A 23,848-nucleotide genomic window follows, 5' to 3' on the forward strand; every position below is an offset into this window, starting at 1 on the left:
TTCAATCAACTACCTTTCCTATTAAACCTAAGATAAAACTATTTTGCTACTCATGACTACCATTCCGCTATGGTACCATCATAGTTTTTCCATTGTGGGTTCGTCCAAACTAAACCTTCTTGTGCAATTTCTTTGATTTTATCTTCATCCATAATTAAACCCAAGCCAGGTTTATCCGGCAAATCAACGAAACCATCCTTATATTGGAAAACCTCTTTATTTTTGACAAAATCTAATAAGTCAAACCCTTTATTGTAGTGAATACCCAGACTTTGTTCTTGAATGAAAACATTCGGTGTGCAGGCATCTACTTGCAATGTTGCCGCTAATGCTACCGGTCCATATGGTGCATGAGGTGCAACGGCCATGTCATAAGCTTCCGCCATAGCAGCAATTTTCCGTGTTTCTAAAATCCCGCCACACAAAGCAACGTCTGGCTGGATAATATCAATAGCACCTTGCTTGAAAATATTCTTAAATTGCCAACGCGTATACAATCGTTCGCCCGTTGCTAATGGTACGGCAACTGAATTAGCGACTTCTTTGAAATGTTCTTCATTTTCTGGTAACACAACTTCTTCTAGGAACATTGGATGATAAGGTTCTAAAGCTCTTGCCAACACCTTAGCCATCGGTTTGTGAACCCGACCGTGGAAATCAACACCAATCGCCATCTTATCCCCAAATCTTTCACGAATAGATGCCACGCGTTCAACGACCTCATCAACTTTTTCATAAGAATCAATGTAGTGTAACTCTTCTGTTGCGTTCATTTTTACCGCAGTAAAGCCGCGATCAAACCGATCTTGCGCCTGTTCCACAACCTCGCTAGGGCGATCGCCGCCAATCCATGAATAGACTTTTATTTTATCTCTGGCAGCGCCGCCTAACAATTCATAGACAGGAACATTGAAAGCTTTCCCTTTAATATCCCATAATGCCATTTCTAATCCAGAAACAATCGTGCCATTAATTGGGCCACCACGGAAAAAGGAACGGTGCATTTCTTGAAATAATCGTTCAATTTCAAAAGGATTACGGCCAATCAAGCGATTTCCAATTTCGTAAGCACCTGCTACGACAGTTTCTGTTTTGGTACCAGAAATCATTTCCCCCCAACCATCAATTCCCTCATCTGTCGAAACTTTTACAAAAATCCAACGTGGTTTCACTTTGTATACGGTAATATTTGATATTTTCACAGTATCTTCGCTCCTTTATTCAGACTGTTAATTTCTAACAGTCTGAATAGCATGAAATTTTTTGAAATTTTACTCATCTTATTCTGTAACAGGCTCTTCTGTTTCTTTATTGATGTGTTTTACTTTATCAAAGTAATACCAAGCTGCGGCAAATACGATAAGTAAAATCGGAATACCAATAAGTGGTTGGTAAGAAAATGCTAAGAATACTAAATAGCTTTGAATCATTGAGGTTGCAGCAAATGATGAAATCAGCATCGAACTTGAACCTAGATCAATGCCTACTTGTTTTGCAATCGCCGTTAAAATTGGAGAAGTTGCAGTGCCGCACCACAGCAATGACGCTGTTACAACTAGCCCAATCACGATATTTTTCAATAAGTTGCCTCGTGTTAAAGCAACAACCATCGCTACGCGAAAAGGCACTACTGCTAAATCAGCAAACGGCAATACGCGATTTCCAGGTAACACTAAAGCCATTGCAATTGTTAATGGAATAATGATCAATGCCGTCGTAATAACGTCGGGATTGCCGACAACTACTGCAGCATCCAAACCAATAAATAAGCGACGACCTTTGAATTTTTCTTGTGACCATTTTTGTGCTGCATCAGAAATTGGCATTAAGCCTTCCATAAATAGCGCTGTCATTTTTGGAATTAAAACCAAAACTGCCGACATACTAACACCTAATTGCAATACAGCTTTAATGTCATATCCAGCTAGAAAACCAATCACTAAGCCGATAACCAAGCCCATAATCATTGAATCACCAAAAAATCCCAAGTATTTTTGTGCGTCTTTAATAGTGAATTTTGATTTGCGGAAAAAAGGAATTTTATCCAACAGCCAATTTAGTGGCCATGCAATTACAAGTGAAGACAATGCCGACACGGTTGGTAAAGATACTCCTGGTATCCCAAAGAAATCTTCTACTAACGGCTGTGACCAGTCAGACATTTTAAAGGTAATAACTGCCATTACAACAGATGCGCCCACGCCAAGAAATACATTTTTTGTTACGAAGTACACCATAACCCCAACAATTGCCATGTGATGATAATTCCAAATATCGACATCTAATGTTTGAGTCTTTTTCAAGATCAATAACACAATATTAACGATTAAAATTGCAAAAATTAAAACGGCAATAATAGGAGATGCCCACGTTACCGCGGCAATTGATCCCCACCCGACATCTAAAGCATCTAGTTTTACACCTGTTCGTTCTACCATCGCTTTTGCAGCTGGTCCAACATTGGTGGTCATAAAGTCTAAAATCAATTTGATACCTGCAAAACCAATTGCTAGCGTCAACCCTGACTTGAATGCTCGGGTAATTTTCAATCCAAAAATCAATCCAATAATTGTAATAATTACCGGCAACATTACGGTTGGACCAGCGTCAATGAAGAAATTAAATACACTCATAATAATATTCATGTTAGTCTTCTACCTCCGATTTATTGATTAGTCTTGTAGTTTTGCTAAGATTTCTTCCATCGTTTTATCTGCGCCAATTCCCGTTAAGATTGGCATGCCTTTAACCACAGGAACATCTCCTGTTTGCCCATCAAATTGACCTGTCGTTACTAACAAATCGTAGCCTTGAACTTTTCCAGGCACTTCCATTAATTTTGTCTGTGTCGTTTCAACCTGTACACCATGTTCCGTTAAATAATCTTTGACCTTTGAAGCGACTACTGTTGATGTTGCAATTCCATTTCCACAAGCTACTAAAATTCTTTTCATAATAAATTCCTCCAATTTATTTTTTTAATTAATTGCTGTTTCTACTAGTTTTAATAACTCTTGATCATTACGAGCATTGACCATTTCTTGTCTTAATGGTTCATCTTGAATTAAACCCACAATTTTTTGTAACATCTCTACTTGACCATGGGGCTCGCCAATCGCCATCATGATAATAATTTGAACAGGTAGTGTCGCTGCATTTTCTTCCATATTGTGAAATTCAATTGGTTCTTTTAATGTTGCAATAGCTAAGGTTGTTTTTTCTACCAACTCATAATTCGCATGTGGAATTGCCACAGCTGGTTGGGTTGAAGGCAATCCAGTTGGATATTCCTTTTCTCTTTCCTTAATTGCTACAATATATTTTTCTTTTACATAACCTTTTTCAAATAATTGCTCTGCTAAATAACCCAAAGCATCATCTGCATCCTTTACGTCAAGATCACGAAAGACTAATTCTTCATGAAGATATACTTCCATCTGTTTTCCTCCTCAAAGCTCACCTGAAAATTTATTATTTTATCCTTTCCAATAATAATTGCAGCGATTTTGCTAAATTGGGGATATTTAACTCTTTTAAATCTTCTTTGTTAAACATGCCCGAACCAAGTCCTAAATAACTGGCCTGATTTTCAAAAAATGCTCTTGCATTATCTGTACTCACTCCGCCGACACCCATCAATGGTAATTTTCCCAAAGGTGCTTGAACATCTTTAAAGAAACGCGGAGTCACAACCGCTGCCGGAAAAACTTTAACAATGTCAGCACCATTCTTAAACATCTCATCAATTTCAGAAGGCGTCATTGCCGCTGGAACTGCCAAGATATTTTTTTCATTAGCAAACGCTAACATTTCTTTTGTAAACACATGTGGTCCCAAAAGGAATTTTGCACCTGCTGCATAGGCTGCTTTAGCATCTTCAATTGTTCGAACAGTTCCAGCACCAATCTTTATTTTGTCACCAAATTGGGCGTTTAACCGTTTAATATTTTCCAATGCATTTTCTGTATTCAAGGTCATCTCTACGGCATAATCTTTTTCAAAACCGTTCATTGCTTTTAAAATCGCCTCGGCTTGTTCAAAAGAATAACCTCGCATAATAATAGTCAATTTGGGATACTCTTCTAATTTCATTTTTTCTCCTTTCAATTACTTCGTTACGTATGTTGTCGGATTAATTGATAACTCGTGACTTCGTCGGATTGTTTCAAATTTTGAATCAATTCATCATTTTCACTAATGGCCGCAATTTGATTAATTGCACGCAGATGTCTTGTTAAATCATAAAAAGCAAGTGGCATAACCAAAGACACTTGATGCCCGCCAGGAAATTCTATTGGTTCTGGACTAATCAACAAACTTACACCATCTCTTAAAACACCATGATCTGTGGTTGTGTGAGGAATACAGGTTTGACTTCCAAGATAACCAGAGTAATTTACATCCTTAATTTGACGGATACAATCCTCATAAAATCGCTCATCAATAATGCGACTTTCCAGTAAAGGCTGACACGCGATTTTCACTGCATCTTGCCATATAACTGGCTGATTTATAACGGTGATAAAATTAGGCTTCAAATAATGTGTTAAAGCTGGTAACACTTTATGGTTTTCTAAAGACGTATTGTTATTCGCTTGCAATAGAAAATATTGCAATTCTTCTTTTAGATTACGTAGACTGCTAATTTTGGCATGTTTTTGAATAATTCCAATTAGCTCATCCACTGCCTGATCCATCTGATCAATTCCCAAATCGCTTAGTACACGATAACGTAAACTAATCTGCTCTTTATACGACATAATCGGATCAATAATGAATTGGACTAAATTAGTTTTTAACGGTGTCGTGGTAAAAACCAAATCATAATCTTCTTCAAAATGATAAAAATCTCTAACAGAAAATGAAGCTAGAAAATGGATCTCTGGAAACAACTGTTTTAAACTTTCTCGCATCAACTTTGAAACCATTACACCATTCGTACAAACAACAACAGCTCTGGGTTTTTGCTTTTGATGTTTGCTATGACTTGTTAACTGGAAGCCAAAATAGTAAGACAATAAGTTTAGTTCATCCTCAGGAAAGGCTTTGCCCAACCATTTTTCAATCGGTGTAATCAGTTCTTTCATCAATTCCACTAAAATCCCATGATTACTATCTTGGATTAAATTTTCTAACGAATATACACCTAGACTCAAGTTATATCGAATCCTGAAACAGGCAGGTCGTAAATGATTCAAAATTCTCCGTTCAAAACTTTCTCTGTCTTCTATCACAATTAATGTCTGATTTTGAAATATTTCTACCATTTGGTGAATAAGACGTCGTAGTTGTAAGTCGGAATCAAAATCTTGCGTTGTTTTTTTCTCAAAAATATTGGAAGTTAAAAATAATAATGTTAGCCACTCCAAGTATTTTTGATTTAACTGCCAACTTGTTTCACTCACTAATATTTGTAGCAACTTGAATTCAGGGGTTTGGCTGACGCGTTCTTGTAAAAAGTCTGAATTACTTTTTTCTCGTAAACCACGACTAATTAAAAAGCGCGCTGCCGATTGCAAGTAGTCTACCGATTCGTCTGAGTAACTCAAGTGCAGCATTTGTTCCATACCATGAATAAGATGGATAATTTCTTCTTCGCTAACATTTGTTGCTAAAAAATCACGCACCTTGTCCTCTTGAAAAATAGGATGCTGGTGAACCATATCAGACATTAGTTGCAAAAGGCGGTGTTCTGACCCCTTTAAACTGTATCCATTTATTCGATCGTAAACTAACTCCAACTCATATTTGGATGCCAACCATTCTGACTTCTTTAAATCTTCAATAATTGTACTTTTACTAACATCTAACAAATCTATAAAATGATCCAATCCAACATAGCCAGTATCTGTTACTAAAAGCATTAAGATCAAAGCGGCCCGATCACTTTCAGATAAACCATCAGCGATGCTATAAAAATTCTGCTTATTTTCTTCAACTGTCAGCATTTGAATAACTTCTAATGGAATTTCAAAATCTCCACTATGGTTTCGTTTAATCTTTGGAATTTTTTTCAATTCCAATTCACTATTAAAAGTATTGATAGCATAGTTAATTTGACGCTTAGTTAAACTTAACTTTGTTGTTAAATCATTCATTTTTAACTCAGGATTGCGAATCAATAAAGAAAGAATTTTCCGGATACGTTCATTCATTTGTATTACCTCCTGGCACTTTTCATTATAAAATCTTTTCAAGTCACTTTGTTCACGCTTTCATATCAGAATTTGTCACACATTAAATTATCTCTTGTCACGCCTTAATAATAACTTTAACCATCGGACGAAAAAGTAAGGTAGAAGAATTATTCTTCTACCTTACCAGATTTTATGATTAGATAATTTTTAATTAAAAAAATAAGCCCAACACCATAACAGTGCGGGCTTATATTATTTACTAAATATCCTACTCCATTACCTCAACTTCACCAATTTTAGTTTGTTGGGCAATCTCACCGGTTTTATTTAAGGTGAAGCCGGCGATTTTTTCAGTGTTGGTAAAGGCAACGACGACGTCTGTTTTTTTACCTGCAGCTAATACTTCCTCTAAATTCATAAGTGATAATAATGTATCCGGCGTAACAGTATCGCCAACTTTAACTAACACCTCAAATGGTGCGCCTTTCAATTCCACAGTGTCTAAGCCCATGTGAACTAAAACTTCAGCACCTCCTGGCGTTTTAATGCCAATTGCGTGTTTTGTTTCAAAAATACTCATGACTTTACCATGCACTGGTGCATAAATTTCTTGTGCCTTAGGTTTAACGGCAAAACCGTCACCCATCATTTTTTGCGAAAAGACTGGATCTGATACCTGACCGATAGCGATAACTTCCCCTTCTACCGGAGCAAAAATATCTTCTTTTGTCACAACCCCCGGAGCGTTATCTGAAACACTGGCTCCTTCAGCTGGATGAGTCACGCTAACAGCTGGTCCGCCAGCAGTTGCCATAGCAAAGCCGCTTTCGTCTAATTGTGGTTCCAATTTATTCAAAACTTTAACCTTACGGAAGACAAAGGTCATTACAAAAGTAATTACCATTGTAACCAGCATGGAAATAAATACCATTGGATAATTTTCAATCTTAAAGGACAAGAAGCCTGGTAGACCGCCGACCCCAATTCCCAAAGCACGAGTATTGGTAATGGTAATCAACATGCCTCCAATTGCAGAACCCACCATGGCAGCTACAAATGGATAGACATACTTCAAGTTAATCCCAAACATTGCCGGTTCTGTTACCCCAAGGTAAGCAGAAATAGTTGCCGGCACAGAAATTTGTTCTTCTTTTTTGTTGCCGCGATGTTGGAAGTAAACAGCTAATACTGCTGTACCTTGCGCAATATTTGATAACATAATCATTGGCCATAAGTTTGTTGATCCAAAATCAGCTACTAATTGTGAATCGATGGCTAATGTGGTGTGGTGCAGCCCGGTAATAACCAACGGCGCATACAAACCACCAAAGACTAAACTGAACAACCAGCTGAAAGATGAAGATAGACCAGCGTTTACAACGTAAGAGATTCCTGAACCAATCTGCCAGCCAATTGGACCTAAAATCATATGTGCAGCCAAAATTGTTGGTAATAATGAAAACAGCGGTACAAAAATCATCGAAACTGCTTCTGGAATGTGTTTTCTAAAGAAGCGTTCCAAGTAAACCAACATGAAACCAGCCAACATTGCTGGAATCACTTGCGCTTGATACCCGATTTTTTCAATGGTGAAAAAACCAAAATCCCACGTCCAATTTTTCGCGATATCAGCAGCACTCGTACCATTTACAGCATAAGCATTTAATAATTGCGGAGAAACTAATGTAATCCCTAAAACAATCCCTAAAATTTGTGTTGTTCCCATTTTACGCGTAATTGACCATGTGATACCCACAGGTAAGAAGTGGAAAATTGCTTCACAAGGCAGCCACAAGAAACCATTAACACCATTCCAAAAAACAGATGATTGTGTAATCGTTTGACCACCCAGCATCTCTAGGGGCACACCTTCTAAAAAGTTACGGAAACCTAGCATCAAACCACCAACGATAATGGCCGGTAATAATGGCGTAAATATTTCTGCCAAAACGCCAATTAAACGTTGTGCAATGTTTTGATTTTGTTTAGCCGCAGCTTTACTAGCCTCTTTTGAAACGCCTTCAATTCCTGATACTGCTGAAAAATCATTGTAAAAATCTGGCACTTCATTACCGATGATAACTTGAAATTGTCCAGCGTTTGTAAATGTGCCTTTGACGCTCGACAAATCTTCAATGGCCGGTACATTTGCTTTACTATCATCATTTAAAACAAAGCGCATCCGTGTAACACAGTGGGTAACTGCAGCGATATTTTCTTTACCGCCTAATTCTTTCAACAATTGCTCAGCATCTTGTTGGAATTTTCCCATTGTTAAAACCCCTTTCATTTTTAAAACTTGTATATATAAGTTCATCAACTAAAGCAATCATACCTTGCATACCATTTTTTTGCAAGCGTTTTATTAACAAAAAACGTAATTTTCTCATTTTAAAAAAATTACTTACCTTATATAAAGCGTGAAATTATCACACTTAAAAATAGCAATTTTTTTCAATTTCAAATTCCACTGTTATTATCATTATATTTTAAATTTACTTTTAACAGTTGAAATCGTTATCAACTTGTCTTATAATCAAGATACATGTATAGACAAGTATCAGAGAGGAGCATTTTATGAAGCTGGCAGAAATAAATACACACAAAAAAAATTGGCAAGTGACTTTACCAACAGAAACACTGACTGTAACAGGAACTGTCAACGAAAAAGCGCAGCAATTAGTCGCTATCCTGACTGACACAGCAATAAATGGTGGAATGATCACAGGAGATGAGGTCATACTAGATCAACCTGATGGCATTTTCGAACTAAGTCAGTGGTTAACAGAAAAACTAAATTTACCTTTTGTTTTAGCAACAGATAATTTTACTAAAGCTGCCGAAGACTTAAAATGGCAAGTGACTTATCACGGCTATCGTCCAGGAAAAGACGAATATTCAGTTGAATCACTTTTAACGGTCGGCAATGGATTTATGGGATTGCGGGGAACCATGCCGGAAATGGAAATTAGCGATGACCACTACCCTGCTACTTATTTAGCCAGCCTATATAACACTGCAGCTTCGATCGTGGCAGATCAGACAATTTATAACGAAGATTTTGTAAATGCGCCCAACTTGCAGAAAATTTACTTGATTGTTGACGATGAAAAAATTGCTTTTGAAAAAGATCAAATCAAAAAATTAACGCGAACATTGCATATGAAAACCGGTCTATTTACCGCTAATGCCATCGTGACCACAAAGTCTGGTAAAGATATTGCCATCAAAGTCAAAAAAATCGCCAACATGGAACATACAGCGCAATACAGCATCCATTATGCTTTTATGCCGCTAAACTTTTCTGGTACTGTCACGGTCGTAACAGAAGCAGATGGCGACGTCTATAACTACAATGTCGCCCGTTACCGCAGTTTAACCAAAGACCATTTGGATATTACGGGACTTCACGCAACAGGCAAAAAAGCCCTCTTAGTGGCTAAAACAAAAGCTTCTGAGATTACAGTCACTCAGTATTCTGAACTTTTCAGTGATACCCTTGATTTAACGCAATTGGAAAATACGCAGACAGATAAAGTGATCCGTCAAAAAATTACCTTTTCTGCTGCCAAAAATACTTGGTACAGCTTGGACAAAACCGTAAGTGTGGCCCAACGCCGTAAAGAAGAGTCCCCTCTTGAAATTGATCTGAATACAATTACGCTACCTGATTTTAAAACCAGTGCAGCGCAATCAGCTATCGCTTGGCAAATTTTGTGGGACAAAGCAGCCATTACAGTCAGCGGGGATTTAATGAGCCAAAAATTATTAAATCTCCACACGTATCACCTGCTCTGTTCCGCGTCACCTAATGGAAATAAAGGCTTAGATGCTTCAATTACCGCACGGGGATTACACGGAGAAGCTTATCGCGGTCATATTTTTTGGGATGAATTATTTATTTTACCGTTTTATATTATTCATTTTCCAAAAACAGCGCGAGAAATTCTGTTATACCGTTACCGTCGGTTAAAAGCAGCTAAAATCGATGCCAAAAAAGCGGGCTATAAAGGGGCCATGTTCCCATGGCAGTCTGGTTTAGAGGGCACTGAACAATCACAAGAACTACACTTAAATCCGATCAGCGGCAAATGGAAAGAAGACCACAGTCGCTTGCAACGCCACGTTTCTTTAGCTATTGCTTATAATATTTGGCAGTACTTTAATAACGCCCAAGACGAAGATTTTATGAAGCAATACGGTTTAGAATTGATGCTAGAAATTGCTCACTTCTGGGAAAGTGCTGCAATTTGGGATGAAAAATTAGAACGCTACTCCATTGATCATGTCATGGGACCTGACGAGTTTCACGAAAGCTATCCCAATTCTGAAAAAGGCGGTCTAAAAAACAACGCCTATACGAATATGATGGTCGTTTGGCTGTTTGAAGAAATTGCACGACTACAAGAAGTTTTGCCAACCGACTTTGCGGCAACTGTCGAAAAATCCGGCATCTCGGCTGAAACATTGCACCGAATGAAAGATATTAAAAATAAATTGGCCTTGGAAATTAACGAAGACGGGATTATTGCCCAATTTGAAGGCTACTTTAATTTAAAGGATTTAGATTGGGATTATTACCAAGAAAAATATGGCAATGTTTACCGCATGGATCGCATTTTAAACGCAGAAGGCCATTCTGCTGACGAATACAAAGTGGCTAAGCAAGCTGACAGTTTGATGATTTTCTATAACTTTCCGCAACAAAAAGTGGATGAAATTTTACAAGACTTAAACTATGACTTGCCAGCTGATTACGTAACGAAGAATCTGGCTTATTATTTAGCACGAACTTCCCATGGTTCCACTTTATCTCGTGTCGTGCACGCACAGCTTGCGGCAATGGTTGATGACCAAGATTTAGCTTGGCAACTGTATAAAGAGGCACTTTATTCTGATTATCGCGATATTCAAGGTGGTACAACTGCCGAAGGAATTCACGCAGGCGTGATGGCGGCCACACTTTATATTCCATTAACTACTTTTGCTGGTTTGGATATTCGTCAAGAAGTCTTGAACTTAACACCAAACTTGCCAAAAGCTTGGGAATCCCTTTCCTATAAATTAAAAATTCGCGGTGTCCACTTTGCTATTGCCTTAACCCACAGAAAAATTATTATTACAGCTGACGAGACAATTACAATTAAAGTTTGCGGCAAACCTGTTACACTAGAGGCAGGCGTGAAAACAGCGGTTTCATATTAAATAATCGTAGCTGTAGGTCATAAAACTAAAAACGGGATTTAGCCTGCAGCTTTTTACAAACAAAAAAAGGAAATGAGGAAAGTTTTTATGAAAAAAGGTTTTATCTTTGATTTGGATGGCGTTATTACAGACACAGCAAAATATCACTTTATTGCTTGGCGCGATTTAGGTGCTGAAATTGGAGTGGGCGTTGATTTAAAATTCAATGAACAGTTAAAAGGAATCAGCCGGATGGACTCTTTGGACCGCATTTTGGCCCACGGTGGCAAAGAAAACGACTTTACAATGGATCAAAAAGAAGCATTAGCCGCTAAGAAAAATACTCATTATGTTGAACTATTGCAATCTTTAACGCCACAAGACCTATTACCAGGTGTCAAAGAATTTTTAGACGCTGCCAATGCCAAACAAATTCCCTGTGCTATTGCTTCTGCTTCCAAGAACGCACCTTTTATTTTAGAAAAATTAGGAGTGAAAGATCAATTTGCCGGTATCGTTGATCCAGCAACTTTACACAAAGGTAAACCTGATCCAGAAATTTTCATTAAAGCAGCTGAACTTTTAAACATTAAACCAGAAGAAGCAGTCGGCTTTGAAGATGCTCAAGCTGGTATTGACGGAATTAAAGCTTGTGGTATGTACGCCGTGGGTGTTTTATCCGGTGAACCTTTACACGGTGCTGACTTGACTTGCCATGAATTAACCGAACTTAACATCGATGAGCTCTTACAAAAATAATGGGTGCCTACCAGCGCTGATAATTTTAGCACTTCATGAAAATATACGCCAAATCAGATAGATTTTGCGAAAGTAAGTTGCTTTTTACACAAATGCTTTTTACAATGAGGACTGGGAGGGGACGTAATGAATAAATTTCGGGAGATTTTTTTAGACTTGGAACAAAAGATTCTAAATGGTGAATATCCCCCACAATCATTGTTACCAAGTGAAAATCAACTGATTAAGGTATACAATGTCTCACGGGAAACTGTCCGCAAAGCATTAAATTTATTAAAAGATGCTGGTTATATTCAAAAAAAACAAGGGAAAGGTTCAATCGTCTTAGACATTAACCGCTTTGACTTTCCTATTTCTGGTCTAACCAGTTTTAAAGAGCTACAAGAAGCGCAACACATTCCAAATGAAACCAAAGTTGTGGAACTAAAAAAAGTTGCCGTCTCTCCTAGCCTTAGTCAAAAAACTGACTGGCCAGTCGCAAGCGAAGCTTGGAAGCTCGTGCGACAAAGAAAAATCGACGGTGAAGTTGCGATTTTGGACCGAGACTATTTAGCCATGACTATTATTCCAGAACTACCAGTTAAAAAAGCCGAAGACTCGCTTTATGGTTATTTAGAAAATGACTTGGGGCTTGTAATCGCCTATGCACAAAAGGAGATTACCGTAGAACCTGTCGACAAAGAAATCCGCGAACTGATGGAATTATCCATGGAAGAACAGCATGCGGTCTTTGTTCGCAGCTTAGTATTTTTGGAAGATACCCGTTGCTTTGAGTACACTGAATCCATCCACAAACTAGATAAATTTCGCTTCTTGGAATTCGCCCGGCGCCGAAAAGCTTAGTGAAAAATTTTATTCCTTGCAGTTTAAAAATAGGCTGCTATAAAAGTTAGAATGACTTTTATAGCAGCCTATTTTTTACGTTTTTCCTACTCTTCCAAAATTACTTCTTCTACCAGTGTTGGCCCTTTGTTTTTACCGCGGCCAATTAGCCGCAGGAGTTGGGCTGAAGCCAAATAAAAACTGCTCCCTTTCAGATAAGCAAAATAACAGCCTTCCCAGCGGGTCACGTATTTTTGTTTGCCACTGAAATTATCTTGGAAGTTATAAATTGCATTGCCATAATTGTAAATGATGTTCATAATCCGTTCTTCAAAAAAAGCAAACGGACCTTCTCCCACCTTAGCCAGTGGCGCCATGCCCAAATCGACTTTTTTAAAGCCTGCTTTTTTCCAACTATCTAACATCCCTAAGACTAAAAAATTAGCTAATTCTTTGGGAGCATCTGATTTAATCCGTAATAAGTCATAAGAAACCCACTCAGTCGAAATAGCCTGCTCTGTGATAAAGCCCACCAGTTGATTTTCATTGTTGCGCACAACTGCAACGGGACTGTTTAGAATGTAGCTTTCATCAAAACGACCATTGCCAAAATATTTTTCTCCTTTACCATCTAACCAGTCTTGCGAAACAGCAGCTAATTGTGGCAAAAGCTCAGCCGGCAGTGTTTCATATTTTTTAAACGTATAACCTTGCACACTTAATTTGCGATAAACTTCTTGTTGCAAATAGTCTTCTTGGTGGTCTAGATAGGCGGTACCGGTCTCACCAATTTTGGCAAATTGGAAACCCAAATCGTGTAACTGGACGACATATTTTTCACTGATTTTGTAAAACGCCAGTTGATAGCCCAGTTTATCGGCTGCTTTCATAAAAGAAAGCGTTGCTGTCTGCCAGAGTGTTTCATCTCCTATTGGATTTCCTAAAACAAAGCAGCGATTGCTTTTTATCTGATAGCCAAAAACAACGCGATCTTGACCATTGACTTGATAGTAATAATAACGATAACCTGCTAATTCTAGGCGGTGACTAGATTTGGTTCCACCGTAGCGGGTCAGTAGTTTTTCAAAACGCCTCCGGTCAAAATTCTCACCCAAATGCGCAGGACCACGACTTAAATACTGTTGCAAAGACAACAACGTCAAAGCGCCAACCGCTAAGCCGACCATGCCAGAGATCCATACATCGTCAGAAGGAAATAAAACAAACTGTCCACCCATTAAGTTGGTATTCCACCACTGGCCGCTGTGGAACCCGGCAATTGCGTAAGCAATTAATAACGTTCCAAATAAAGCGACATCAAAAATAATCGCACCCCAAGAATAGACAAATTTTTCCCGGTAAAATTCTTTACGAGATAACCATACTGCCAGTAAAATCAAACAATAAACAATGATTAGGCGTAGTGACTGGGTCCGAGAAATCGTATTTACAATCCCAAAAACTAAGACAAATAAAGTTGGAACATAGGCTTTTTTCACTTTGCCGTATAGACCACGAGCGAGCCCTAATAAGACAAAACCAATTAGTAAATTCAAGGTTTGGTCTAAAAAGTTAAATGAAAATGGCAATAAAAACTCAAAAATTTGGCTAAGATTTGATAAATTGGTCACCGTCGAAAGCAGTACCATCATAATACCGGCAAAATATACTGCCACTACGACAATTAAATGAGCAATTCGCTGTAAAATAAGGCGTGGTAAGTTATCAAAAAAGCGATTGAATTTCACCCCTGTTTGGGAAATAAATAAAATCAGACCACTTAAAAAGGGAATCAAATAATAAAAAAGACGGTAATACAATAACCAGACTACCGTTTGATTTTGAGATAAGCCCACTTGCCCCATTCCTAGAATCATCAAGACATCAAAGGTTCCCATGCCCCCTGGAACCATCGTCAGCATCCCGATTAATGTAGCAATTAAAAACATCGGATAAACTTGTTCAAAGGAAACCTGTAACTGCATAAGATAACCTATTCCTAAAAAGACCGCCAAAGCTCCTCCCCACTGACAAAAAGAAGTGATTGCCAGTTGAATCACCCGATTAGGAAAAAGATCTGCAAACAGTTTTTTACGTCGCAAATACGTTAATGTGAATAGTGCCGGTGCATATAAACTGCCGCCTACCAGCCAAATCCAATAATGACGGAAGTGACTGGCATTGTGGAGGAGGAAAATGTCGATTAATAACCACAACGCCCAAAGGGATAAACCGCTAAACATAAAGAAGGCGACTTTTGAAACAGTTGCTAAAACTTTTTTACGATCAAAACCTTTCCCGTAAAAATTACTCCGCAGACTGGCCCCAACAATCCCCCCAAAACCTGCTAAATTATTGATAGTATTGGTGGTCCACGCTGCAATAAACCAACTGCCGCGAGGCATCTTCTCTCTGCCTGATTTTTCTAATACAGAAATTGTTACCCAGTCATAACCAAGCATCGGCAAAACGCCGATAAAGCCCATCAATGCCATTAAAATCAGTGTACTAGTATCTTGCTTGCCCATTGTTTGGGCCACTTGTGCCCAACTCATGCCGTGGGCAATATTGGCCACTTGATTGGCAACGAAAATTAAAATCGAGCCAAAGAAAATCAGGCGTAACAAGAGACTGTGGTTTTTTATTACACCCACGAATCCCTTTAGTTTCTCTTTCATGAAGTTTTCTCCTATCTCAAGTGCTAAACACACTTTTATTGCTATCATTTGCTTGTTGTCACTAAAATGAACGCTGTTTTATTCCCAATGTTTTCAACTTCTGATTTTAACTTATGTAGTTAGTTTTATGGTAGCCTAAATGGCGTTTTTTTACCAACTATGTTACTACATTTAGAAAATAAGAATACTTGCGGCAAAAAAGACGTGAATTCCCGCGAAATCGACTATCTTTTCTTTTCGTAAGCAAGTAAACTATTAGAGAAACGTCATACAAATTTTATTTTCAGGAGGGCATTATGACCAAGTCTCGCTTAGAAAAAATGAAAGAAAAACAAGCCGCACAAAAACGTCACCTTATCTTAGTGATGAGTCTGCTTTTTCTAGCACTTGTTGGCTGCATCTTTTTAAAAGCGTTTACAGGAAAATCCGCAGCCAAAAATAGCCAGGAAACAGCACAAGTAAAACAAGCTGTACATAGTAAACAAAAGACTCCAAAGCAAAACAAAACAAAACCTGATACTACAATCAAAAAAGCTGTGATTACAGCCAGTGGTGATATGCTATACCATGATATCTTGTACCGCAGTGCTTATGATGGCAATAAGTATGATCTGGCTAATGATTACGCGCAAATTTCACCATTACTGAAAAAAGCAGATCTTTCCTTGGGAGATTTCGAAGGGACAATCAACCCAAAGCGCGAACTAACTGGCTATCCCATTTTCAATGCACCACAAGCAGTAGCCGACAGCATAAAAAAAGCGGGCTTTGATGTTGTCGACTTGGCCCACAATCATATCTTAGACACCGGCTTAGAAGGCTTACATTCAACTGTTGCTGCTTTTCAAAAAAATGGGATGGAAACAATCGGAGTAAAAACCAAGACAACCAAAGATATTCTAGTCAAAGAAATAAACGGGATTAAAATTGCTTTATTGGCTTATGCCTATGGCTTTAATGGCATCGAAGCCAGTTTAACCAAAGAAGAATATGACAGTCATTTAAAAGATTTAAATATGGAAAAAGTCGCGGCCGATTTGAAAAAAGCAGAAAAAATTGCCGATATTACGATCGTCATGCCCCAAGACGGCGTGGAATACGCTTTAGAACCAACTGAAGAACAACGAGCAAAATACCGCCAAATGGTCGATTTAGGGGCAGATATTATCTTTGGTGGGCATCCCCACGTTGCAGAACCGACAGAGACAATAAAAAAAGATGGCGATAAAAAATTCATTATTTATTCCATGGGTAACTTGATTTCAGACCAACGCTACGAATCCTTACAAAATTACTGGACCGAACGAGGCGTAGTCATGGAAGTCGCTATCAAAAAAGAAAAAGATAAAACTGTCATTGAAAAAGTCACAGCTCACCCAACTTGGGTAGACAAAGAACCCATTGCCGGCCGTACCTATCAGCATCCCGAGTACGGTACCGTCCAATCCCAAGACTACCAAGTCTTTTTAGCCGAAAATTATCTGCCCGGAGGCAAATACGCCCATACCGTCTCCCAAACAAAACGCCAACGAATCGAAACCGCCTACCACGAAATGAATGAACTATTAAAAATCAACTGGGAATAATAAAAGCTAGACAAACTTGGGGAGCCGGCAAAAAATAAGAGCAGGATTTTTGAAAATTGTTCCTCAAATTTTTGAAAATTTTGCCTTATTTCTTAGCAGGCTAGTTTGAATAGCTAGACAATAATAAAAGCTAGACAAACTTGGGCAGCTTTTGAGTAATAAGACGGGATCTTGATAAATTGCTCCTCAAATTTCTCAAGATTTTGCCTTATTGCCGATAAAGCTAGTTTGAATAGCTAGACAACTATAAAAGCTAGACAAACTTGGGCAGCTTTATTGGCTTATTTCTGAAAAGTTAGTACATTATTTTAAGTCAGACATAAAGCTTTTTACAAACAAGACACAGAAATAATTTAATAATCTCGCTTAAGTTTATACGCGATACTCACTTGATATGTACGCAATAGTTTCGATTGTTTTATTTATATTTCTTCCTTTCCCCCTAACTCAAAAACACCCCGCTGACTAAATTCAGCGGGGTGTTTGATTTCAAAATTATTTGGCGTAGTCTGTGGCGCGGGTTTCCCGAATCACAGTTACTTTGATATGGCCTGGATAGTCCAGTTCGTCTTCAATTTTTTTGCGGATGTCTCGCACTAAGCGAACCGCTTCTAAGTCTGAGATTTCTTCTGGTTTAACCATTACCCGTACTTCGCGACCGGCTTGGACAGCGAAGCTTGATTCTACACCAGAAAAACTATTGGAGATATTCTCTAAGTTTTCCAACCGTTTGATGTAGTTTTCTAATGATTCACTGCGGGCACCTGGGCGAGCAGCAGATAGTGCATCTGCGGCCGCAACTAAGACGGAGATAACTGACGTTGCTTCTGTATCGCCATGGTGTGATGCAATGGCGTTAATCACAACTGGGTTTTCTTTGTACTTAGCGGCTAATTCCGCACCGATTTCCACGTGAGAGCCTTCGATTTCATGATCTAGCGCTTTACCGATATCGTGAAGGAGACCTGCTCGTTTAGCAAGTTGTACATCTTCACCTAGTTCAGCGGCTAAGATACCAGATAACTTGGCAACTTCAATGGAGTGGTTCAAGACATTTTGACCATAACTTGTACGGAAATGTAAGCGTCCTAAGATCTTAATTAAATCAGGATGCAAGGTGTGGGCGCCAACTTCAAATGCGGCTTCTTCCCCGTATTCACGGATGCGTTCATCCATTTCTTTACGAGATTTCTCCACCATTTCTTCAATACGAGCTGGATGGATACGACCATCTTGGATTAGTTTTTCCAATGTCATGCGGGCAATTTCCCGTCTGATTGGATCAAACCCTGACAATACCACTGCTTCTGGTGTGTCATCGATAATCAAATCAATCCCTGTCAAAGTCTCTAAGGTACGAATATTGCGGCCTTCACGACCGATGATTCGTCCTTTCATTTCATCGTTTGGCAATGAAACAACAGAGACTGTCATCTCGGAAACTTGATCTGCAGCACAGCGTTGGATGGCTAGGGACAATAAGTTCTTGGCTTTTCTGTCCGCTTCTTCCTTGGCTCTTTGCTCAGACTCTTTCACCATTAAGGTCAGTTCATGATTCAACTCTTCTTCTGTTGATTTCATGATGATCTCTTTGGCTTCATCACGGGACAAAGCAGCGATTTTTTCAAGCTCTTGCTGTTGTCCTTCGATTAATTTTTCGACTTCATTTTCTCGCTCGTCAATTAATTGCTGTTTCGCACTAAGTTTTGTTTCTTTTTCTTCCAGTGAGTTTTCGCGTTTTTCAATTGAGTCGTCTTTGCGATCAAGCAGCTGCTCTCTTTGGAGCAAGCGATTTTCTTGGGTTTTTAATTCAAGTTTGCTTTCCTTCAACTCACTTTCAATTTCTGCACGATACTTCTGATTTTCTTCCTTAGCTTCTAACAAGGCTTCTTTTTTTAGAGTTTCCGCTTCTTTTTGCGCACTGGTCAAAATCCCTTGAGCAGAACTTTGCGCCCCTGCGATCTCTTTTTCGTGACGAGATTTAGCAACGAATAGCCCTAATAAAACACCGACAATTAAACCGATGATAGCGAGGAGAATATACATTAAAGTCAATAGATCCACCTCCGTACTATCTTATTCAATTATTGTTCGTAGTTTTTTGATAAACTTTAATCTGAAATTATCAATATGCCTACATGCATATGTGTTTTAGACACAACTTTATTCTAATGTTTGTCGTAAGGGCTGTCAACTTATAAAAGTTAAAAGTACTTCTTATAAAGGAGCGTTATTTTTCTTCTAATTTTATTGAAAAAATTGCAGGGAAGTAACAAATTTATTTCGTTTTTTTATTTGTAAAACTCACCTGAGCAAAGCGGATAAAAATGAGGGGTCTTCACCAAAATAAGCGTGAAATTTTCAGAAACTATCAAGAGTTGGCTGTAACTTTTGGAAAAATTTCAGTCTATTTAGTAGTGCTTTTTTATCGCTAGTATAAAAAGTCCTGCCAACCAATAGGTTACCCGCATTTTTAATAGGTTGTGTTTGTATCCTAGGTGCCATAGTTTCAAGATACTCGCGCTTTTTATTTTTGCCAGTGCTCAAAAAGTGTGTGATAGTGCGCTTTAGTCCGAGTTAGCTGACTGACTTTTTCATTTAAGGCTGCTTGTAAGTAAAAGACGGCATCAATTACCTCAGCTACCGTCTGAGCATTGGGATCATCGGCCCAAATCGCCAAGGCGACAGCGGGTGTTTGGGCTAAATATTTTGCGGCAACAAGTTGATCGTTGGCAAATAAGTCCAATGTAAAGCCTTGTTGGATTTTTTCATAGGTCGGATAGCTGTATCCTGCCATCTCCCCTAAAACATAATAAAAATAATTATCATTATGGTTCACAACTTGATATCCCGCTTCAAAAAATGTCTCCACTGGCGCCATATTTTTATTCCAACGGGTCCAATAGGAAATCTGACAATTTTTAGAAAGGGTCAATTGTTCTTGCCGATTCAAGCGATAAAAACCATCATTCCAAACGCGAACGACAAAGCCTAAGTCACTGATTTTTGCGACTAAATTATTCACATAGTCAGTAAAGATCTCAATTCCGCTCGCCTTTGGACCAAACTTTTCTAAGGCAGCTTTTTGCAAGGTCGGATATACTTCCACTTGGTCAAAATCAATGAATTCATCCGCGCCAATATGAAAATACTGACTTTTTTTAAAAAGTGTCGCGTATTCTTGATAAATTTCAAAGACGAAATCTACCGCAGCCGGATTTAAAATATCAAGCGCCCGCACATCCGCCACTAGTTTTCCTGCTACGGATTTTTTTAACCGCCAATCCGGATAAGTTTCTAACACCCGCTCTAAGTGTCCAGGACTGTCAATATCTGGAATTACTTCAATATAAAAGTTTTGACAATACGCAATCAGCTCTTTTACTTCTGCTTGGGTTAAGTGTTGTTTTGAAACAATTTCCGGATGTTTTTTTGACTCGATCCGAAAGCCTTCATTTTCTGAAAAATGCAATTGTAAGTGTGTAAAATTAAACAAAGCCATGCTGCGTACCAGACGCTTTAATTCTTTTAAGGGATAGAACTTGCGGCCAATATCAATCATTAAACAGCGTTCTTTCATTTGTGGTAACTGTATACGCCACTCTTCGTTAAAAAGTTCATGTAAAACCAACTGAACTGCGCCATAAAACAGTCCCGCCTCGTTTTTTGCTAAAAGTTGGGAATGTTCATTTTCCTCATAAGTAAACTCCTGCATTAAAGAAGGCACTAATACCAGTTCAATTTTACGTGTAGTTTCTGATGAAAATTCATAGCCGCATGCTTTGAATAATTGCGCTACTTGTTCTGCGACTTGTGCTGCTTTAGGTGTGGCTGTTTGAAAGCCAATTAAAATTTCGGTCATTTTATTAACTCCTTTTTTTCAAAACAAAATACCCGTAGCTTAAGCTGACGTATTCCAACTGCCGACAAGGCTGCATTTGGGATTAGGCATGCTAAGCTCGGGTATCTTTATTTACTTGCCGTAAAGTCTACTTTTTTAAAATTCTACTGTGCGAATTTCGTAAGGTTGTAATGTATCTTCATAGTCTTTTAAAGGTTCTTCTAATAGATTTAAAGTCTTAATTGGCGCCTGGTCGTCTTTTTTCAGTACCAAAGCATCTTTGTCGCCACTTAAGTTATACCCTCTTAGAATTAACGCCTGGTCGTCTTTACGACGTTTTAAGGCAGTTGGTTCAAATTTTTCACCCGTAATTTTTACAAAAACATCTTGTGGGGCCAGTTTGCCGTGGTGGATATCTGTTTGCTTCACGCTCAGTGGGACTTGCGCGCTGTGGGCACGTTTGTAGCTGTCAAAACGCGTTTCTTTTTCACCGTGAAGTTCAATGCCGTAATTAAACGTATGCTCGCCCAGACACTGTGCTTCTGGTGTTGGGAAGTAGCCCCAGTCCCCTAATTCGCCGACACAACGTAATAGAGTTAACGCAATGGTATCATTGACGATTTCATATTCGTTTAAACCATAGTTAGATACCGTTAATCCAAAGTCTTCCGCATGCAAATTGACAAATGCGTGTTGATGCTGGGGATTCGTTGGATTTTCCCAGTGTTTGGAAACTTGGTTTGGCCGGATCACGGTTTCATAAATACTGTCTGCTTCATGCGTGGCCACATCTAAAGTTGTTGGAAATAACGCCCGTAAGCGATGGTCTTTGGCTTGGTTATTGACTGTTGTCGCAAATTCCACCATTTTACTATTTTTATTTAAAGTGATCTCCGTTACGATTGGATAAGCAATTGTTTCTTTACTGCGACTTGCGTCACGGAAGCGGAAGTCCACGACTTTCTTTTGTTCCAAATCCAGTAGATCTTCAGCGGACTTCGGAATTTCCATTTCATGAGTTAAGCGTACTTTAGCCACTAAGCCATTGTCTTCTAACACTTCAACTTGATGAGGAAAGAACGTTGATAAGATCGCGTGATCACCTTTAGGTTGTTTAAAGATATATTCATTGGCAATATCTCCCACATCTTCAAAAACAAGCAAATTGTTTAATGTTTTCCCGGTTTCCTTGTTGGTGACACTTAAGCTACCATCTGATGTTATTTCAGCTTTAATAAAATCATTTTCCAAAATGCGGCCATGCTTAGCGACTAAAGAATTCGGAAGCTCTTTTGCCTCTCCTACCACTAAAGCAAAGCTATCCCAGGCATAACCTGCCATTGCGGCAACGTCGATTGTTACGGTTACGTATTTTTCCATGTAAGGAATACGGAAACGATCCTTTGGTAAGTCGTAATCAAAACGAATTTGTTCTTCACTAATTACTGCTGGCACCACTTTGCCATTTTGATCGATAACATAATAACTTTGCGCAGCTTCTGCGGCTAGCTTGTCATAACCATCAGAAGGATAAAGCTCGGCAAAAGTTACCCGTTTTACTTCAATATCAACTTGGGCGACACCACTTTTTTTAGTGCCGGCTGTATTGAAGATGACAAATGGAAAACTATCTGCTGGAAATTTTGACGTGTCAATAGCCGCTGTTAGCTGCGCGCACGCTTCATCAGCCAAGTACTTGCCGACTTCATTGGCTTTTTCAAAACGCGGCATCATTTCCCGATGGACTTCATCGACAGAACAGCCGCAAATGCTGTCATGGGGATGATTTTGCATCAATGTTTTCCAAGCGTAATCCAATTCATCAAAAGGATATTCGCCAGAAACTTCATACGCCATCGCCGCCAGTGGTTCGGTTATATTTTCTAATTGGCGACTAACGCGCGTATTCCACTGTTTTAAATATACGCGCGCCGAAGCTGTATTAGCTAAGGTAAACCAGCCGTCTGTTTCTTGTGAGGTCAATTCGCCATTTACATCACCTAAATCTGCTGGCAAGTCATTTTGAACCGCAGCTAAATAATCAGTAAAGTTAGAATGAACAAACTCATAATCTGGGTATAGTTCGTTGGCTAATTTTATTGCTTTGGCAACATCTTTTTGAACAGGTTGATGGTCAACGCCGTTCATCATTAACAAATGATTGGTGGAGGCAAATTTTTCAGCATCCGCTAATTTTTGATCCCAAAAAGCGCGGGCTGCTTTTTCTTCAGCGGGAATTTCATTACCGTTTGAATACCAGTTAGCAAATAACAAGCCAAAAATATCCGTGCCATCTGGGCCAATCCAATTCATTTCAGAATATTGCGAAGTGTAATTGTCATCGGCTAAAACTTGATTGTCAAAGCCAATTGGTTTCACACCGCGACCAAAAGCCGCTGCTTGTAAATTGGCTTGCTTCATCATTTGTGGGGTTTGTCCCATATTGCCAAAAGTATCTGGGAAGTAGCCCAACATCACCGGTGTGCCCCATTTTTTACTGTCTTCCATGCCAATCAGCATATTGCGCACATTTGACTCTGAACTAGTTAAAAAGTCATCTTGTAAAATATAAAAAGGTCCAATTCGTAGTTTGCCAGCGTCAATCGCCTTTTGAATGGCTTCACGTTTTTCCGGACGAACTTGAAGATAGTCATCTAAAATAATCGTTTGGCCGTCCAAGTGGAAGCTGTTAAAATCTGGATCTTTTTCAAACAATTCCAATAAGTCATCCATCAAAGTAACAAGGCGCATATGGTGTTGTTCATAGGCCATGTACCATTCGCGATCCCAATGACTGTGGGAAATAATATATACTTTTTTCTTCATGTTTGTCGTCTCCTA

15 protein-coding genes are annotated in these 23,848 nt (G+C 38.8%); 4 read left to right on the forward strand and 11 right to left on the reverse strand.

All coding sequences use genetic code 11. The features are described from left to right. Positions 1 to 56 precede the first annotated feature (56 nt). The 7 genes from dgoD to treP form a co-directional block, all read right to left on the reverse strand. A complete protein-coding gene (dgoD, locus tag K4422_RS05285) occupies positions 57 to 1,202 on the reverse strand; it encodes a galactonate dehydratase (RefSeq protein WP_230709600.1) in 1,146 nt (381 codons plus the stop codon). A 78-nt stretch (positions 1,203 to 1,280) separates the two neighbouring features. Then, a complete protein-coding gene (locus K4422_RS05290; RefSeq protein ID WP_206902623.1) occupies positions 1,281 to 2,645 on the reverse strand; it encodes a PTS galactitol transporter subunit IIC in 1,365 nt (454 codons plus the stop codon). Positions 2,646 to 2,672: 27 nt separating this feature from the next. Next, positions 2,673 to 2,954 carry a PTS sugar transporter subunit IIB gene (locus K4422_RS05295; protein WP_206902624.1) on the reverse strand — a complete coding sequence of 94 codons (282 nt, stop codon included), beginning with the start codon at positions 2,952 to 2,954 and terminating at the stop codon, positions 2,673 to 2,675. 24 nt (positions 2,955 to 2,978) lie between these two features. Next, complete coding sequence (locus K4422_RS05300; protein WP_230709602.1) at positions 2,979 to 3,437, reverse strand: PTS sugar transporter subunit IIA; 459 nt, start codon at positions 3,435 to 3,437, stop codon at positions 2,979 to 2,981. Between the two features lie 34 nt (positions 3,438 to 3,471). Continuing rightward, a complete protein-coding gene (locus K4422_RS05305; protein ID WP_206902626.1) occupies positions 3,472 to 4,092 on the reverse strand; it encodes a bifunctional 4-hydroxy-2-oxoglutarate aldolase/2-dehydro-3-deoxy-phosphogluconate aldolase in 621 nt (206 codons plus the stop codon). Positions 4,093 to 4,115: 23 nt separating this feature from the next. Next, a complete protein-coding gene (locus K4422_RS05310) occupies positions 4,116 to 6,155 on the reverse strand; it encodes a BglG family transcription antiterminator (protein ID WP_230709604.1) in 2,040 nt (679 codons plus the stop codon). Positions 6,156 to 6,405: 250 nt separating this feature from the next. Continuing rightward, positions 6,406 to 8,409 (reverse strand): PTS system trehalose-specific EIIBC component, encoded by a 2,004-nt coding sequence (gene treP / locus K4422_RS05315; RefSeq protein WP_206902628.1) that lies wholly within the window; start codon positions 8,407 to 8,409, stop codon positions 6,406 to 6,408. A gap of 305 nt (positions 8,410 to 8,714) precedes the next feature. On the opposite strand from treP, the gene K4422_RS05320 reads away from it, so the two are divergent. The 3 genes from K4422_RS05320 to treR all read left to right on the forward strand — a co-directional run bounded on the left by K4422_RS05320 (position 8,715) and on the right by treR (position 12,923). Further along, entirely contained in the window at positions 8,715 to 11,342 is a 2,628-nt protein-coding gene (locus K4422_RS05320) for a glycoside hydrolase family 65 protein (RefSeq protein WP_230709606.1), read from the forward strand. 87 nt (positions 11,343 to 11,429) lie between these two features. Further along, on the forward strand, positions 11,430 to 12,080 hold the full coding sequence (gene pgmB / locus K4422_RS05325) for a beta-phosphoglucomutase (RefSeq protein ID WP_230709608.1): 651 nt from the start codon (positions 11,430 to 11,432) through the stop codon (positions 12,078 to 12,080). A 126-nt stretch (positions 12,081 to 12,206) separates the two neighbouring features. Beyond that, the gene (treR, locus tag K4422_RS05330) at positions 12,207 to 12,923 is read left to right on the forward strand and encodes a trehalose operon repressor (RefSeq protein ID WP_206902632.1); all 717 of its coding nucleotides are present in this window, start codon (positions 12,207 to 12,209) and stop codon (positions 12,921 to 12,923) included. Positions 12,924 to 13,009: 86 nt separating this feature from the next. On the opposite strand, the gene mprF is transcribed toward treR, so the two are convergent. After that, positions 13,010 to 15,580: a bifunctional lysylphosphatidylglycerol flippase/synthetase MprF gene (gene mprF, locus K4422_RS05335; RefSeq protein WP_230709610.1), complete on the reverse strand. Its 2,571-nt coding sequence runs from the start codon at positions 15,578 to 15,580 to the stop codon at positions 13,010 to 13,012. A gap of 296 nt (positions 15,581 to 15,876) precedes the next feature. Here mprF and K4422_RS05340 point away from each other — a divergent pair, with 296 nt between their 5' ends. After that, the gene (locus tag K4422_RS05340) at positions 15,877 to 17,166 is read left to right on the forward strand and encodes a CapA family protein (RefSeq protein ID WP_230709612.1); all 1,290 of its coding nucleotides are present in this window, start codon (positions 15,877 to 15,879) and stop codon (positions 17,164 to 17,166) included. Between the two features lie 495 nt (positions 17,167 to 17,661). On the opposite strand, the gene rny is transcribed toward K4422_RS05340, so the two are convergent. From rny to K4422_RS05355, 3 genes are all read right to left on the reverse strand, one after another. Then, positions 17,662 to 19,212, reverse strand: coding sequence for a ribonuclease Y (gene rny, locus K4422_RS05345; protein WP_206902669.1), 1,551 nt, complete (start codon positions 19,210 to 19,212; stop codon positions 17,662 to 17,664). Positions 19,213 to 19,693: 481 nt separating this feature from the next. Next, positions 19,694 to 21,028: a family 20 glycosylhydrolase gene (locus tag K4422_RS05350; RefSeq protein WP_230709614.1), complete on the reverse strand. Its 1,335-nt coding sequence runs from the start codon at positions 21,026 to 21,028 to the stop codon at positions 19,694 to 19,696. Positions 21,029 to 21,163: 135 nt separating this feature from the next. Continuing rightward, a complete protein-coding gene (locus tag K4422_RS05355) occupies positions 21,164 to 23,833 on the reverse strand; it encodes an alpha-mannosidase (RefSeq protein WP_230709616.1) in 2,670 nt (889 codons plus the stop codon). Between the last annotated feature and the right edge of the window lie 15 nt (positions 23,834 to 23,848).

The organism is Enterococcus sp. SMC-9 (assembly GCF_021011285.1).
Taxonomy (GTDB): domain Bacteria; phylum Bacillota; class Bacilli; order Lactobacillales; family Enterococcaceae; genus Enterococcus_C; species Enterococcus_C montenegrensis.

Coding starts and splice junctions, on each gene's coding strand:
- K4422_RS05290 (WP_206902623.1), bottom strand. CDS start 2,645: ATGAATATTATTATGAGTGTATTTAATTTCTTCATTGACGCTGGTCCA.
- K4422_RS05295 (WP_206902624.1), bottom strand. CDS start 2,954: ATGAAAAGAATTTTAGTAGCTTGTGGAAATGGAATTGCAACATCAACA.
- K4422_RS05300 (WP_230709602.1), bottom strand. CDS start 3,437: ATGGAAGTATATCTTCATGAAGAATTAGTCTTTCGTGATCTTGACGTA.
- K4422_RS05305 (WP_206902626.1), bottom strand. CDS start 4,092: ATGAAATTAGAAGAGTATCCCAAATTGACTATTATTATGCGAGGTTAT.
- K4422_RS05310 (WP_230709604.1), bottom strand. CDS start 6,155: ATGAATGAACGTATCCGGAAAATTCTTTCTTTATTGATTCGCAATCCT.
- treP (WP_206902628.1), bottom strand. CDS start 8,409: ATGGGAAAATTCCAACAAGATGCTGAGCAATTGTTGAAAGAATTAGGC.
- K4422_RS05320 (WP_230709606.1), top strand. CDS start 8,715: ATGAAGCTGGCAGAAATAAATACACACAAAAAAAATTGGCAAGTGACT.
- pgmB (WP_230709608.1), top strand. CDS start 11,430: ATGAAAAAAGGTTTTATCTTTGATTTGGATGGCGTTATTACAGACACA.
- treR (WP_206902632.1), top strand. CDS start 12,207: ATGAATAAATTTCGGGAGATTTTTTTAGACTTGGAACAAAAGATTCTA.
- mprF (WP_230709610.1), bottom strand. CDS start 15,580: ATGAAAGAGAAACTAAAGGGATTCGTGGGTGTAATAAAAAACCACAGT.
- K4422_RS05340 (WP_230709612.1), top strand. CDS start 15,877: ATGACCAAGTCTCGCTTAGAAAAAATGAAAGAAAAACAAGCCGCACAA.
- rny (WP_206902669.1), bottom strand. CDS start 19,212: ATGTATATTCTCCTCGCTATCATCGGTTTAATTGTCGGTGTTTTATTA.
- K4422_RS05350 (WP_230709614.1), bottom strand. CDS start 21,028: ATGACCGAAATTTTAATTGGCTTTCAAACAGCCACACCTAAAGCAGCA.
- K4422_RS05355 (WP_230709616.1), bottom strand. CDS start 23,833: ATGAAGAAAAAAGTATATATTATTTCCCACAGTCATTGGGATCGCGAA.